The organism is Nocardia sp. NPDC004168 (assembly GCF_040610355.1).
Taxonomy (GTDB): domain Bacteria; phylum Actinomycetota; class Actinomycetes; order Mycobacteriales; family Mycobacteriaceae; genus Nocardia; species Nocardia sichangensis.
The window spans coordinates 757,514-771,885 of the sequence record NZ_JBEXME010000001.1 but is presented as its reverse complement, the minus strand read 5'-3'; the positions used below and the strand labels follow the sequence as shown (position 1 = coordinate 771,885).

Below are 14,372 nucleotides of genomic sequence, written 5' to 3'. Positions count from 1 at the left end.
TGGCGCAGCCACAAGCTCACCACACCGTCGGCCTCCTGGCCGATCCGGTCGACGACCACCTCGAATTCGTAGCCGGTGCGGCGGACCGGATCCGGGCGCGAGAGCAGTCGCGCGGCGTCGCCTTCCACGAACAGCCGCTTGTAGGCGTCGGCCGCCGAGCCGATCAGGCGCAGTGCGGGCCCTGGCTGGAACCGCTCGACGGCGGTCACCCGCGCGCCGCCCGTGCCGCGGGCGACTGCGCGAGGTAACGCAGCGCGTTGTCCATCGGGCCGAGCTGCGACGGGTGGAAGCCCGGCCGCAGGTAACGCGGAATCTCGGTGAAGAAGGTCGTGAAGCTCGGCACCACACCGCGCACCGAGGCGCTGGCCATTTGGAGTGGCCAGAATCGGCCTTTGTGCTTCGACGGGTCCTTGTGGAACAGGTAGCCCCCGGAGATGACGAACAAGACGAGCAAGCCCGCGCTGGCCAGCAGCGCCTGCCGCGCCTTGCGCGCGTATCCGCCGTCGACGTGCATGTACGCGTCGTAGACGACGCTGCGATGCTCGACCTCCTCCGCGCCGTGCCAGCGGATCAGATCCAGCATCGCCGGGTGCATGCCCTTGGCCTCGAGCTTGTCGTTGGTGAGCAGCCACTCCCCGATGACCGCGGTGTAGTGCTCCATGCCCGCGAACAACGCCAGCCGCTCGCACAACCACTCCCGCTTGGCCCGGCCGGACAGTCCGTGGTCGCCGAGTATCCGGTCGACCAGCCAGGTGACCCGGTCGACCATCGGGCCGACCTCCAGGCCGAGCCGCTCCAACTGTTCGCGCGCCTTCTCGTGCGAACTGGCATGCATGGATTCCTGGCCGATGAAGCCGCGGACTTCCTCGCGTAACCGCTCGTCGTCGATCAGCGGCAGTGCCTCGGCCAGCGCCTGCGCCATCGCGCGCTCGCCTTCGGGCAGCACCAGGTGCATCACGTTGATGATGTGGGTGGCCATCGCCTCGCCGGGGATGTAATGCATCGGCACCGTGGCGAAGTCGAACTCCACGGCCCGCGCGTTGATGGCGTGTGTCTGGTCGGTATATACGGCAGAACCCATCTCGCACCCCTCGTGATCGATCGGTGGTCTTCGCAATGTATTGGTGACATCACATGCTGTCAACATCACATGATGTCAATTCGGCCGCTATGAGAGGATGACGGCCATGGACGAAGCCGACGGGTCGATTCCTGGCATGCGCCGCTGACGTGGGCAATCGCCCGCCGATCGCGTCGCCGCGCGCCGGGAACAGCTGATCGAGGCGTGCACGGAATTGATGGCCACCGTGGGCGCGGCCGAGACGTCCATGCGAGGTGTCTGCCGGCAGGCCGGACTCACCGAGCGCTACTTCTACGAGAGCTTTCCGAACCTGGACGCGCTGCTGACCACCGTGCTGGACACCGTGGTGCTCGGCGCGCGGGACCGGTTGCTGGACGAGCTGCCCAACGCACCCGTCGAACGCGACGCGATGTTCCGCCACATGGTCGCCGTCTTCACCGACTATCTGCTGGAGGACCGCCGCCGCGGGCGGATCATGTTCGTCGAGTCGCAGGCCACGCCCGTGCTCTTGCCGCGCGCCTATGAACTCATCGGCCTTTTCACCGCGCCGATCGCGTTGGTCATCAGCGCGGGCGACTACACCGAGCCGATGCCCGACGAGCACGATCACGAACTCAACGCCAGCGCCATCTTCGGTGCGCTCGCCTATCTCTATCGCCCGTGGCTCGACGGCGAGATCCCGGTCTCCCGAGAGCGTTTCGACGCGCACACGTCCGACGTGCTCGAACGGATCGCCACAGCGCGCTCCTCGCTGAGCACCGAAGCCTAGCTCCGGACGCCGAGCGCCCGATCGGACCATGCGGCTCGATGGGCGCCACGTGAACGTGGCCGACCGGCCGCTCCGGGCCGGTGATCGATCACACGCGGCCGCCGGTCGAACGCAGCTCGACGCAGCATTCGCCCGCTGCCGGCGCGAGCATCGCCGTCACAGTGTCGGCTTCCAGGCCGTTCAGAAAGCCACGCAGGTAGGCGTGGTTGATTCCGCACACCAGGTCCGGAGCCTTGGCCGCGAGTGGATGGAACGGGCAGTTCCGCAGGCGCAGACATCCCGCGCCCTCCCGGCCGGGTTCGAACCCTTGATCGGTGAGCGTCGACTGCAGCAGGGTCAGCGCACGTTCGGCGCCGAGGCGTCCCGGCCGAAGTTGTTGCCGTAGCGCCTGTCCGTGTTCGGCGCCGCGATCGCGGGCTATCCGCATCGCGGCCTCCCGCGAGGTCTCGTCGGCCGACTCGGCGAGGACGGCGTCGGCGAGTATCTCCGCCAGCACCCGGTGGCGGCGTTCGGGAATGCTGACCTGGACCTCGGTGTCGGCGGGCTCGTAGACCTTCGGCGTGCGCCCGACCCGCCGGACGCCGCCGACCTGCTCGTAGCGGGCCCGCAGCAACCCGGCGTCGACGAGCTTGTCCAGGTGGAACGCGGCCAGCTTGCGGGATATCCCGACCTGCTCGGCGGCCTCGTCCCGGGTTACCGGGCGACGGGCGCGACGGATGAACCGATACATCCCGCGCCGCAGTTCGTCATCGAGGGCGGCCACTGCACCGATCGCCGCATCGCTGGTCACAGGATCACGATAGCACTTACCACACTAGTTGAAATACGTGTGATGCGATATATGCCCAGCTCTTGACCACCTCGGACAATTTAGCCAATAATAATTGGCGTAACCAGCCGACCGCATTCGGACCAGCCACGGCGGTGCGCCACGAGCCGCCCTCGACATGGGGAGCCAGCGTTCATGTCCCATTCCGCGTTACGAGTCGTCCACGACTCCGGCACCACCGTCGACCTGACCGCCGCCGAGCGCGCGGCCGGCGAGTTCCTCTCCGCGCTCGGCGTCGGCCTCGACGACGAACACCTGAGGGCCACCCCGGGCCGCATGGCTCGCGCCTACGCCGAACTGTTCACTCCCCGCCCGTTCGACCTGACCACTTTCCCCAACGACGAGGGCTACGACGAGCTCGTACTGGCCCGCCGCATCCCGTTGCGGTCGGTATGCGAGCACCACCTGCTGCCGTTCGTCGGAGTCGCCCACGTCGGTTACCTACCGGGCGACCGCATCCTCGGACTGTCCAAGCTCGCCCGCATAGTCGAGCACTTCTCCTGCCGCCCCCAGGTGCAGGAACGACTGACCAAACAGATAGCCGATTGGCTGGCGACGAATCTGAGCCCCAAAGGGGTCGGGGTCGTCATCGAAGCCGAACACACCTGCATGACCCTGCGCGGCGTGCAGGCGGTCGGCACGACCACGGTCACTTCCACCATGCTCGGCACACTGCGTGACGACGCCCGCTCTCGCCAGGAGTTCTTCTCCCTCACCGGGATCGCGCCCTGACCATCTCACCGTCGAGCTACAACCCCCACTGAGCAGCGACCGCCCACACTGCGGCGTCGCCCGGATCGTTCGGCACGTCCAATGGTGGGCAAACCTTCTGTGCCACAGCGATGTTCGGCACGTATCGGAGCACTGGCCGCATCACTCCGATCCCGCACCGGACGCACGGTTCGCAGTGAAGTCACTCACATCCGACGAGAGAGACGTCTCCCCGAGTCCTCACACATTGCCGCCATTCGGCAATAGCCGATCGGTTGCCATTCCGAAAGCGACGCATTCGCCCACCCGGTGCGCCGCATACGGCCCGCGACGCGAAACACCGTGACAAGCCGAAACGGCTCTTCACATCGCAATACTGCGAACGCCATAGCCAGCCGGTCACCGGTTGGTGATACCTCACGAAACACATACCTTCGCCAGTGATTTCCGTCTCAGACGGAGCGCTCGAAGGTGATATAGCCATTCGTTGTTACTGTCGGGTAGTGTTCACTGCACCGACGATCAGAGTCGATCCGGAACCGTATTTCCCCACGATTTCAGGAGCGCTCGTGTCTCCCCATTCTCGTTTCGAATCCATCGGCGCCTATCTGCCTTCCAGAGTCGTCACCACAGAAGAGCTTCTTTCCGGGCTGAAAGAACCGCCTTCGTTCGATCTTGAGAAAATAACCGGCGTCCGTGAGCGCCGGTTCCGCGATACCAGGCCGGAAAGTCACGAGGACTCGTTCACACTGGCCATGAAAGCTGTCGAAGACTGTCTTTCCAGGTCACAGTACGCACCCGAGGAGATCGACGTCATCATCTCCGCCTCGATCACGCGGAGCAAGAACGCGACCAGGGTGTACATGGAGCCGTCTTTCGCCGGTTCGATCAGCCGCCTTATCGGTGCCAAGAACGCGATCACATTCGATATCACCAATGCCTGCGCAGGAATGCTCACCGGGACGTACATCCTGGATCGGATGATCCGGTCCGGCGCCGTTCGCAACGGCCTCGTGGTCAGTGGTGAAGCCATTACCCCGATCGCCGAGACCGCAGTTGCCGAGATTTCCCAGAAATACGATCCGCAATTCGCTTCGCTGTCCGTCGGCGACTCCGGATGCGCGATCGTGCTGGATCGCGCGGTCGATGAAAACGACATGATCCACTACATCGAAATGATGACCGCCGCGGAATACGCGCAGTTGTGTCTGGGCATGCCGAGCGGCAAGACGCAAGGCATCGCGATGTACACCGACAACCGCAGGATGCACAACGAGGATCGCTTCCTGCTCGGCACCAATACCCAGCGGAAATTCCTCGAGGCGCAGGGCAAGACCTTCGCCGACGAGAAGTTCGACTACGTCATCCACCATCAGTTCGGCGCCACCGCCATTCCGTGGATGAACGCGATCGCCGAGCGCGAGTTCGGCAGTCCGATGCCGCCGGACCTGCGGGTCATCGAGAAGTACGGAAATACTTCCACCACTTCGCATTTCATCGTCCTGCACGATCAGCTCAGCGAGCAGAGCATCCCCGCGGGCTCGAAGTTGCTGCTGGTGCCCGCGGCTTCCGGCATCGTCACCGGGTTCCTGTCCACCACCATCTCGTCGCTGAAGGTCTGAGGCCGGTCATGAGTGTGCGTATCAAGTCCAGCGCGATCAGCCGCGGCGGCGACACCAACAGCATCGTGGAGCACAACGGGCGCGCGGCCAAGCGGTGCCTCGAGCGTGCCGGCATTCGTCCCGACCAGGTCGGCCTCCTGATCAACGCCGGCATCTTCCGGGATTCCAACACCGTCGAGCCCGCGGTGTCGGCGCTGATCCAGAAAGCGGCCGGAATCGGCCTGGAATACGCCAAGGACGACCCGAGGACGTTCTCGTTCGATCTGATGAACGGCGCGATCGGCGTGCTCAACGCGGTGCAGGTGGCCACGTCGGTCCTGGAGACCGGCAGCGCCGAGCACGTGCTCGTCGTCTCCGGCGACACCCATCCGTCCCTGCTGCGTTCCGTCGGCGACGACCGGTTCCCGTACGCCACCTGCGGCGCGGCGCTGCTGCTCGAACACACCGACGAGCCGACCGGCTTCGGCAGGGTGCACACCGTCGCCGGCGAGGGCACGCCCGCGATCGAGGCCTACGTCGACGTGACGACCATGGGCAACACCGGCCGCGGCGCCATGACGGTGGAACGCGAGCCCGGCTTCGAGGACCGCCTGCTGGAGGTGGCCGTCGACGCCGCGCGCCTGGCGCTCGCCGAATCCGACCACGCCTCGCTCGACGAGATCGCGCTGATCGCCTCGACGCCGAGCCCGGAGTTCCCGAAGAAGCTGGCCGCCGCGCTCGGCATCGACGAAAGCTCGGTCCGCACACCGGATCTGCGCGACGGCGACCCGCACACGGCCGCGCTCACCGCGGCCTACGACCAAGCGGTAGCGGACGACACCCTCGCCGCTCATCGCCAACTGCTGTTCGTCGCGGCGGGCGCGGGTCCCTCCGCGGCGGCGGCGCTCTACCGGCTGCCCGTCTTCGCCGGGGCGCCTGCGTGACAACGGGAACCTACTGGCAGGCCATCGATCGGTTTCGTGCGGTCGTCCGCACCGACCCCACCCGGGTGGCCGTGCGCTACGCGGACGGGGTCGGCCCCGATGGCCTGCCGGCCTACCGGCACCTGACCTATCGCGAGCTGGACGCGTGGTCGGACACGATCGCCCAGCGGCTCGCCGCGTCGGGTGTCGGCACCGGGACGCGCACCATCGTGCTGGTGCTGCCGAGCCCGGAGCTGTACGCGATCATGTTCGGGCTGCTCAAGATCGGCGCGGTGGCCGTGGTGATCGACCCGGGCATGGGCGTGCGAAAGATGTTGCGCTGCTTGCGCGCCGTGGACGCCGAGGCGTTCATCGGCATCCCGCAGGCGCATGCGCTGCGCGTGTTGTTCCGGCGCGGCTTCCGCACCGTCCACACGGTGGTGACGGTCGGCAGACGCTGGTTCTGGCGCGGCGAGTCGCTGCGGGACTGGGGCCGCACGCCCGCGGGCTCGATGCCGGTGGGCCGCCCGGCCACCGAGGACGATTTGCTGCTCATCGCTTTCACCACCGGCAGCACCGGCCCGGCCAAAGCCGTGCAGCTGACACACGGCAACCTGGCCGCGATGGTGGAGCAGGTGCATGTAGCACGCGGGGAGGTGGCGCCGGAAGCCTCCTTGATCACCCTTCCGCTGGTCGGCGTGCTGGATCTGCTGCTCGGCTCGCGTTGCGTGCTGCCGCCGCTCATCCCGAGCAAGGTGGGCGCGACCGATCCGGCGCATGTGGCCGACGCGATCGAGAAGTTCGGGGTGAGTACCATGTTCGCCTCCCCCGCCGTACTCATCCCGCTACTGGAATACCTGCGTGCCCACCCGACTCCGCTCGCGTCGCTGGAGAGCATCTACTCCGGTGGCGCGCCGGTGCCGGACTGGTGCATCGCCGGACTGCGCGCGGTGCTGGGCGAGGACGCGAAGGTGGTGGCGGGATACGGGTCCACCGAGGCGCTGCCGATGTCCACCATCGAGTCCAGGGAACTGCTGGACGGCTTGGTCGAACGGGCGCACCGCGGCGCGGGAACCTGTATCGGCAGGCCCTCCTACCAGGTGCAGGCGCGCGTCGTCGCCATCACCGACGACCCCATACCCACGTGGGCGCGGGCCGAAGAACTCGCGGGCGGCCTGGCGGACACTCGTGGCATCGGCGAACTGGTGGTGAGCGGGCCGAACGTCAGCACCAGGTATTACTGGCCGGAACAGGCGAACGCGTTGGGCAAGATCGTCGACGGCGATCGGGTCTGGCATCGCACCGGCGATCTCGCGTGGATCGACGAACAAGAGCGGATCTGGTTCTGCGGCCGCAAGAGTCAGCGCGTGGTCACGGCGCATGGACCGATGTTCACCGTCCAGGTGGAGCAGATCTTCAACACCGTCGCGGGTGTGTCCCGCACGGCGCTGGTCGGGATCGGTCGGCGCGGCGCGCAGCGACCGGTGCTCTGCGTCGAAGTGAAGCCGGGCGCCGACCCGGCCGTCGTCGAGCCGGCGCTGCGGGCCCACGGGGCGCAGTTCGACCTCACCAGGACGATCGCCGACTTCCTTGTCCATCCGTCGTTCCCGGTGGACATCCGGCACAACGCCAAGATCGGACGCGAAGAGCTCACAGGGTGGGCGGCCGAGCGCCTCGGAACGGATACCTGATCATGAAAACGACCGCACTGCGGGCTGTTCCCGTCCTGGGATGGCTGTATCTGGCGGGCGGCGCGCTCGCCGCGACCACCGGCCATGCCCCCGACAGCCGAATCCTGCGCACCGTCTGGTGGATCGACGCGTTCCTCAGCGTCGTCGTGCACGCGGCCCAGATCCCGGTGGCCTTGCGCGCCGCCGAGGGATCCGGCAGCGGTCGCCTCCGTACGGCGATATTGACGCAGATCTTCGGCCTGACCTGGTGGCGGACTCAGCCCGGCAAGGAGAAAAGGCAATGAGCAAAGTTCTGGTGACCGGCGCGTCCGGTTTTCTGGGCGGAGCGCTGGTGCGCAGGTTGGTGCGCGACGGCGAGCACCATGTGTCGATCCTGGTGCGCCGCACCAGCGATCTGTCCGACCTGAGCGCCGACCTCGACAAGATCCAGCTGGTCTACGGCGACCTGGCCGATCCGGCGTCGCTCGAGCGAGCGACCCGCGGCGTCGACATCGTGTTCCACAGCGCGGCACGGGTGGACGAACGCGGCACCCGGGAGCAGTTCTGGAACGAGAACGTCCGGGCCACCGAGCGGTTGCTGGAGGCGGCCCGGCGCGGCGGGGCCGCGCGGTTCGTGTTCATCTCCAGCCCGAGTGCGCTGATGGACTACTACGGCGGCGACCAGATCGACGTCGACGAGTCGGTGCCGTATCCGCGGCGCTACCTGAACCTGTACTCGGAGACCAAAGCCGCGGCCGAGCGGGCGGTGCTGGCCGCCGACACCGAGGGATTCCGCACCTGCGCGCTGCGCCCGCGCGCGATCTGGGGTGCGGGCGACCGGTCCGGTCCCATCGTGCGGATGCTCGGGCGGGCCGGCGCGGGAACGTTGCCGGATCTGTCGTTCGGCCGCACCGTGTACGCCTCGCTGTGCCACGTCGACAACATCGTCGAGGCCTGTGTTCGAGCAGCCGCCTCGGACACGGTGGGCGGCAAAGCGTATTTCATCGCCGACGCCGAGAAGACCGACGTCTGGGGTTTTCTCGGCCAGGTGGCCGCCCGGCTCGGATACCAGCCGCCGACCAGGAAACCCAACCCCAAGGTCATCGACGCGGCGGTGCGCGTCATCGAGACGATCTGGCGCATCCCCGCCGTCGCGACACGCTGGTCGCCTCCGCTCTCGCGCTACGCCGTCGCTCTGCTCACCCGCAGCGCCACCTACGACACCAGCGCCGCCGCGCGCGATTTCGGCTACCGGCCGGTCGTGGACCGCGACAGCGGGCTGACCGCCTTCCTCACCTGGCTGGAAGGCCAGGGCGGAGCGGTCGAACTCACCCGCGATCTGCGCTGAGCACTTCCCCGTTACCGGAGACCAGCATGAGCAACGCCCTCGTCTTCCGCAGGAAGATCACCCCTACCGAACGCCTCTATTTCTCCACGCGACAGGTGACTCCGCCGTTCGTGATGCACATCGCGGTCCACGGCGAGGGCAGCCTTGACCCGGCCGCCGTGCAGGCCGCCGTCGACGTGGCCTCGGCGGCCGCTCCCGGCGCGCGCCTCGTCCGCGACGGCCGCGACTGGGTGGACAGCGGTCTGGCCGCCACCGTGCGCGTAGTGCCGGGATGGTCGCTGAACTACGACGCACTGGAGCACGACGCGGTGCTCAACAGCCCGATCGGTCCCACGCCTGACCGCACCACCGAGGTGCTGCTGCTCACGGGTGCGCAGACCACCGTGCTGTTCCGCGCCTTCCACGGCGTGATGGACGGCATGGGCATGCGCATGTGGGTGGACGACGTGTTGCGCGCCCTGCGGGGGCAGCGGCCGCTCGGCGCTCCCGACCCGGTCGCGGACGCCGAACTGGTCGCGCGGGTCGGCGCTGCGGGCAGACCGACTTTGGTGCTGCCCACATTCCAGGCGCCGTCCGGACGCGGCCGCCAGGATCCGGCGGCCCCGCGCTGGCTGCTGCGCCACCGCACGATCGAGGCGACCGGCAGGGGCATCGTCGCGCGCGTGGCGGCGATCCTGGCCGAAGAGTCGGAGACGAAGTCGCGCTTCATGATTCCGGTCGATCTGCGCAGGCACGATCCCGGCTTGCGGTCCACCGCGAACCTGGCGCTGCCCCTGTTTCTCGACGTGGCGCCAGGCGAAGACTGGGAGGCGGTCAGGGAGCGGATGCGGGTCGGTCTGCGGGAGAAACGCGAACTGAACGAATTGGACAACGGCAAGCTGTCGAAGTTCCCGGACGCCGTCATTCGCACGGCGCTGCGCGGGAGCAACTGGCTGGGGGCACGGCTGAACCGGAACATGGTGTCGGCCACCGTCTCCTATATGGGCGCCTGCGATCTCGACGAGATGGCCGTGCCCGGCTGGACACCGACCTCCATGCGGTTGCTGCCGCAGCACAGCGGCGCGATGCCGCTGCTGTTCGCCATGGTCGAATCGCGCGGGAAGCTGGAGCTGACCGTCTCCTGCCGCAACGGCGCGGGCATCGAGCCCCGGCTGGAGGCGCTGCTGGACAAGATCACCGCGCGGCTCGAGGCCGAGCTCGCGCCGCACGATGCGGCCGTGGCATGACCGCCATCGCCCGGGTCGTCCTCGCCCGGCCACGGATGGTGCTCGCCGTCGTGACCGGGGTGATGCTGCTGTCCGGCCTCCTGGGCATCGGAGCGTCGGACAAGGTCACCGCTGCCGGGTTCATCGATCCCGGCAGCGAGTCCGCGCACGTGGATCAACTCGTGAGCGAGCACTTCGGACCGCAGAATCCCGACGTGGTCGTGCGCTACACCGCTCCGGAGGGACAGACGCTCGACGACATCGGCCCCTTGGTGCAGGAGGCGCTGGCGCGGATCGATCCGGCGATGCTGCAACGGCCGATCGAAACCTATTGGAACGCTGGGTTCGCGCGAAAGCAGTTCCTGCGCGCGGCGGACGGACGGCACGCGCTCGCCGTGGTCTATCTCGCCGGTGACGCCAACCAGCGTGTCGCCGTGTATCCCGACATCGAACCGCTGCTTCGCGTTCCGGGTGTTCCGGCCGATCTGTCCGGCTACAGCGCGGTCTCCACGGAGATCAACGCGCAGTCCCAGCACGATCTGGTCCGGGCGGAAGCGCTCTCGCTTCCGCTGACGCTGCTCATCCTGGTGCTGGTGTTCGGCGGTCTGGTCGCCGCGTCCTTCCCGGTCGTGGTCGGCGGCCTGACCGTGCTCGGCGCGCTGGGCGCCATCCGCGTGCTCGCCGAACTCACCGAGGTGAGCACGTTCGCGGTGAACATCGCCTCCCTGCTCGGCCTCGGGATGGCCATCGACTACGGGCTGTTCCTGGTCACCCGATTCCGCGAGGAGGTCGCCGAGGGGCACGACGTGCGCGCCGCGATCACCCGCACCTACTCGACCGCGGGACGCACCATCGCGTTCTCGGCACTGCTGCTGGTTTGCGCGTTCGCGGGTACGTTCGTCTTCCCGCAGGCGGTGCTGCGCTCGCTCGGCATCGGCGCGATCACCGCGGTCGCCCTGGCCGCCGGACTCTCGCTCACCGTGCTGCCCGCCCTGCTCGCCCTGTTCGGCGCGCGCATCGGCACCGCGCGCGCGATCGATCGCACCGACCGGTTCTGGGGCGGCCTGGTCGACCGCGTGCTGCGGCGGCCGGGGCTGGTGACCGTGGTCGTCGGCGCCGTCCTGCTGGTCTTCGCGGCGCCGTTGGCCGGGCTGCGGCTGGGCGACATCGACCACCACGCGTTGCCCCCGGACAACGCCATGCGCGTCACCATCGAAGAGCTCACCGCGCAGTTTCCCGCGGCGGGCAGCGGAGCCACCGCCGTGCTGCACGGCACGAACGGGCCGCCGCAGGCGGCCGCGGTTGATGCCGTCGCCGCGGCACTGGGCAAGGTCGACGGTGTGCGGCAGGTCGTCCAGGTGGGTCGCGCCGAGGATTTCGTCGTCTTCCACGCGTTCCTGCGCGATACCGACCGCACCGAAGCGGCGAGCGCCTCGGTGCGCGGCATCCGTGCCCTGACGCCGCCGGACGGCACCGCGCTGTGGGTCGGCGGCGACACCGCGGCCACCGTGGACAGCGTGCGGTCCATCGTCGCCGGGATGCCGTGGATGATCCTAGTAATGGTCGGCGCGACGTTGGTGCTGCTGTCGACCGCGTTCCGCTCGGTCGTCCTGCCGCTCAAAGCCGTCGCCCTCGCCTTCCTGAGCCTCGCCGCGACCTTCGGCGTGCTCACCTGGATCTTTTGCGGCGGGCATCTGTCCGGCGTACTCGGCGTGAGCACCGGCCCGATCACCGCGGGCATGCTCGTGCTGATCATCGCGGTCGTCTTCGGCCTGTCCACCGACTACGAGGTGTTCCTGCTCTCCCGCATGGTCGAAGCGCACGACGCGGGCGCCGACACCGCGGCGTCGGTGCGCGCGGGCACCATCAAGACCGCGCGCGTGATCACCGCCGCGGCGACCTTGCTGGTGATCGTCACCGGGGCGTTCACCCTCTCCCCGCTGACCCCGATGCGCTTCCTCGGTCTGGGCATGATCATCGCACTCGTCGTGGACGCCACCCTCGTGCGCATGCTCTTGGTGCCCGCGCTGGTCCAGCTGATGGGCCCGGCCAACTGGTGGTCACCGCGCCGCCGCATCATCCCGGCCACCGTCGCCCGCATCCGGGAACGCACGTCCGCGGCCTGACGGAATCCAGCGGCGCTAAGCGACCAGTTCGAGCAGGCCGCGTGGATCCCACGGCATCGGCCCGGTCGGGAAACTCATCCGGACCAGTCGGTGCGGGGCGACCGCGTCGAAGTGGGCCACCGCGGGTGGCAGGAACCCGCCGATCACCTTTTCCACCATCGTGTTCAGCCCCGTGAGCCGCGGCCGCAGCCGTACCTGCCAGCTGGTGATGCGACCGGCGGGTACGTCGACGACCGTGCGCTGCTCCACTTTCGCACCGAGCGGGACGTGCACCGAGAAGGCGAGCCACAGGTCGACGCACTCTTCGGCGCCCTCGGCGAAGTCCAGGCCGCGCAGCAGCGTCAGGCCGCCGGCGAGCGGCATCACATTGGCCGGAAACGGCGCGATCCCGCCGCCGAACTGAAGATGGGTGGTGCCGACGAAGTTGGCCTCCTCGCGGCTGACGACCGTGGTGCCCGAACGTGTCTCGGCGCGATAGCGCTCGGCCGACAACCGATCTCCGGAGCGCTGGAATCGCTGCTCGATGGTCATCGCGAAATTCGCGGGTCCGAGGCCGACCTCGAGCATCGAGCGGTAACCGTCGCCGTCGTGCGATACCACGCTGATCAGATCGAGCTTCGGCGGCCGATCGGTCACGCTGACGGTGTAGACGGACTTCTCTCCGTCGGGTATCCCCGGGTCACGAAAAGCGGTGCGCACATGTCCTCCTCACACTGTGTCCTCGGCCGCCGCCGCGAACACCGCTTCGAGGGTGGCCACGTAGCGCTCGACGGAACCGTGCGCCACCGGCGTGTCCGGGTAGATGACGCTCAGCGTGGTCTCCGACGCGAGCCGGTTGATCCAGATCAGCACCTGTTCGGACGCGGCGCGGTTGGCGTACAACCCGCACGACGCCAGGTCGAACACCTCGTTGCCGAGCAGTTCTCGGGCGTCGACGTAGGAGATCATCGGCGTGGACCAGCCCGGTTCCAGGTCGAGATCGGAGTCGGCGGGCAACAGTTCCACCACGCGCTGGAACGAGGTGGGAGCCAGGCGCAGGCCGTTCTCGTAGGCGTGCTGCGCGATGGCCGCGGCCCGGGCGAAGGTGGTGGTCGGCGCGATCGGAAAGGCCACCGGCAGCAACGTCACATACCAGCCGACCGACGCGCGTTCGGCGGCGGAACCGCGGGTGCTGACCGGTGTCATGCCGAAGTAATAGTCGCTGTCGATGAGCTCGCGCTCGGCCAGCGCCGCCGCGGCGAAGATGCCGCCGACGAATTCCGCGCCGTTGTCACGGCAGACCCGCTCGAACCGTAGCGCGGTGTGCTCGTCGAACAGCGTGACCGTGCGGTGCGCACTGCGGTTGTACACATCGGTCCGCCTGCCCAGATCCAATGGGAAGGAAGGCAGTTCGCCGTCGTTCCCGCGAATGAGCTCCAGCCACTTCTGGACGCCGGGCGAGGCGAGCGTCATCCGGCCGGTGTACTCCCGTTCGGCAGTGCAGTAGTCGAGATAGCTGGCCGCGGGATGCAGCATGCCGACGTCCTCCCACACCTCGCGCAGATACAGCAGCGCGAGGTCGAACCCGGACAGGTACTGGCCGAATCCGTCGGTGTGCAGATGATCGACCGCCAGGTAGACCGTCGTCGAATCCTCGCGTTCGATCGCCCCGAAGGTGAAGCAGTCCCAGTCGAAGGGCCCCGGCGTCGTCTTCTGGACGTGATCGCGGATCGCCCTTGCCTCGTCCACGTGGCCGTAGTCGACCGGCACGAAATCGACGTCCTCCGCGGGCACCAGGTGACGCTCGATCGCACCGGCGGCGTCGACCCGGAACCAGGTTCGGAAGGTGTCGTGGCGCAACAGGAACGCGTTGATCGCCCGCGTCATCGCGGCCAGGTCGAGGCCGCCGGTCGGGATCTCCGCGGTCACCAGGCACAGGCCCGAGTACCGGAAATCCGCGTCGGCGTGCCGATCGGCGAGCCGCAGATACTGCTCCTGCTGGTGCGAGGGCGGAGCCGGGTGCACCGGCGCCCGGCGGGCGCGCGCCACCGACTCCGGCGAGGCCGCCCAGCCGACCAGCCGGCCCGGCCCCGGCTCCCATTCATCGATCAGCCCGAAACGGACCACGGG

13 protein-coding genes and 1 pseudogene are annotated in these 14,372 nt (G+C 68.2%); 9 read left to right on the top strand and 5 right to left on the bottom strand.

Going from position 1 to position 14,372, the window contains the following annotated elements; genetic code table 11:
- A pseudogene (locus tag ABZW96_RS03740) lies at window positions 1–209 on the bottom strand (oxidoreductase); the annotation flags it as partial.
- Window positions 206–1,081, bottom strand: coding sequence for a metal-dependent hydrolase (locus tag ABZW96_RS03735; protein ID WP_355070971.1), 876 nt, complete (start codon window positions 1,079–1,081; stop codon window positions 206–208). The pseudogene ABZW96_RS03740 and the gene ABZW96_RS03735, both read right to left, overlap by 4 nt.
- A gap of 193 nt (window positions 1,082–1,274) precedes the next feature.
- On the opposite strand from ABZW96_RS03735, the gene ABZW96_RS03730 reads away from it, so the two are divergent.
- Window positions 1,275–1,850 carry a TetR/AcrR family transcriptional regulator gene (locus tag ABZW96_RS03730; RefSeq protein WP_355071066.1) on the top strand — a complete coding sequence of 192 codons (576 nt, stop codon included), beginning with the start codon at window positions 1,275–1,277 and terminating at the stop codon, window positions 1,848–1,850.
- 88 nt (window positions 1,851–1,938) lie between these two features.
- On the opposite strand, the gene ABZW96_RS03725 is transcribed toward ABZW96_RS03730, so the two are convergent.
- Window positions 1,939–2,640, bottom strand: coding sequence for a helix-turn-helix domain-containing protein (locus ABZW96_RS03725; RefSeq protein WP_355070969.1), 702 nt, complete (start codon window positions 2,638–2,640; stop codon window positions 1,939–1,941).
- Window positions 2,641–2,814: 174 nt separating this feature from the next.
- Between ABZW96_RS03725 and folE the strand changes: the two genes are divergently transcribed.
- The 8 genes from folE to ABZW96_RS03685 all read left to right on the top strand — a co-directional run bounded on the left by folE (window position 2,815) and on the right by ABZW96_RS03685 (window position 12,263).
- Window positions 2,815–3,411, top strand: a complete 597-nt coding sequence (gene folE / locus ABZW96_RS03720) for a GTP cyclohydrolase I FolE (RefSeq protein ID WP_355070968.1) — start codon at window positions 2,815–2,817, stop codon at window positions 3,409–3,411.
- A 548-nt stretch (window positions 3,412–3,959) separates the two neighbouring features.
- Window positions 3,960–5,012, top strand: coding sequence for a 3-oxoacyl-[acyl-carrier-protein] synthase III C-terminal domain-containing protein (locus ABZW96_RS03715; RefSeq protein WP_355071064.1), 1,053 nt, complete (start codon window positions 3,960–3,962; stop codon window positions 5,010–5,012).
- Window positions 5,013–5,020: 8 nt separating this feature from the next.
- A complete protein-coding gene (locus ABZW96_RS03710) occupies window positions 5,021–5,935 on the top strand; it encodes a hypothetical protein (protein ID WP_355070966.1) in 915 nt (304 codons plus the stop codon).
- Window positions 5,932–7,605 carry a fatty acid CoA ligase family protein gene (locus ABZW96_RS03705; RefSeq protein ID WP_355070964.1) on the top strand — a complete coding sequence of 558 codons (1,674 nt, stop codon included), beginning with the start codon at window positions 5,932–5,934 and terminating at the stop codon, window positions 7,603–7,605. Before ABZW96_RS03710 ends, ABZW96_RS03705 begins: the two co-directional genes overlap by 4 nt.
- Before the next feature lie 2 nt (window positions 7,606–7,607).
- Window positions 7,608–7,889, top strand: coding sequence for a hypothetical protein (locus ABZW96_RS03700; protein ID WP_355070962.1), 282 nt, complete (start codon window positions 7,608–7,610; stop codon window positions 7,887–7,889).
- Window positions 7,886–8,932: an NAD-dependent epimerase/dehydratase family protein gene (locus ABZW96_RS03695; RefSeq protein ID WP_355070960.1), complete on the top strand. Its 1,047-nt coding sequence runs from the start codon at window positions 7,886–7,888 to the stop codon at window positions 8,930–8,932. Before ABZW96_RS03700 ends, ABZW96_RS03695 begins: the two co-directional genes overlap by 4 nt.
- 26 nt (window positions 8,933–8,958) lie before the next feature.
- Window positions 8,959–10,158: a peptide synthetase gene (locus ABZW96_RS03690; RefSeq protein ID WP_355070958.1), complete on the top strand. Its 1,200-nt coding sequence runs from the start codon at window positions 8,959–8,961 to the stop codon at window positions 10,156–10,158.
- Window positions 10,155–12,263, top strand: a complete 2,109-nt coding sequence (locus ABZW96_RS03685) for an MMPL family transporter (protein WP_355070957.1) — start codon at window positions 10,155–10,157, stop codon at window positions 12,261–12,263. Before ABZW96_RS03690 ends, ABZW96_RS03685 begins: the two co-directional genes overlap by 4 nt.
- A gap of 15 nt (window positions 12,264–12,278) precedes the next feature.
- Here the strand turns inward: ABZW96_RS03685 and ABZW96_RS03680 are convergent, their stop codons facing one another.
- Together ABZW96_RS03680 and ABZW96_RS03675 are read right to left on the bottom strand one after the other, a co-directional pair.
- On the bottom strand, window positions 12,279–12,962 hold the full coding sequence (locus tag ABZW96_RS03680; RefSeq protein WP_355070955.1) for a hypothetical protein: 684 nt from the start codon (window positions 12,960–12,962) through the stop codon (window positions 12,279–12,281).
- A gap of 9 nt (window positions 12,963–12,971) precedes the next feature.
- Window positions 12,972–14,369: a condensation domain-containing protein gene (locus ABZW96_RS03675; RefSeq protein WP_355070953.1), complete on the bottom strand. Its 1,398-nt coding sequence runs from the start codon at window positions 14,367–14,369 to the stop codon at window positions 12,972–12,974.
- Window positions 14,370–14,372: the final 3 nt, after the last annotated feature.

Bases quoted from the DNA above. Each gene is read 5' to 3' on its own strand.
- ABZW96_RS03690 (WP_355070958.1), top strand. From the start codon at position 8,959: ATGAGCAACGCCCTCGTCTTCCGCAGGAAGATCACCCCTACCGAACGC.
- folE (WP_355070968.1), top strand. From the start codon at position 2,815: ATGTCCCATTCCGCGTTACGAGTCGTCCACGACTCCGGCACCACCGTC.
- ABZW96_RS03700 (WP_355070962.1), top strand. From the start codon at position 7,608: ATGAAAACGACCGCACTGCGGGCTGTTCCCGTCCTGGGATGGCTGTAT.
- ABZW96_RS03695 (WP_355070960.1), top strand. From the start codon at position 7,886: ATGAGCAAAGTTCTGGTGACCGGCGCGTCCGGTTTTCTGGGCGGAGCG.
- ABZW96_RS03710 (WP_355070966.1), top strand. From the start codon at position 5,021: ATGAGTGTGCGTATCAAGTCCAGCGCGATCAGCCGCGGCGGCGACACC.
- ABZW96_RS03685 (WP_355070957.1), top strand. From the start codon at position 10,155: ATGACCGCCATCGCCCGGGTCGTCCTCGCCCGGCCACGGATGGTGCTC.
- ABZW96_RS03735 (WP_355070971.1), bottom strand. From the start codon at position 1,081: ATGGGTTCTGCCGTATATACCGACCAGACACACGCCATCAACGCGCGG.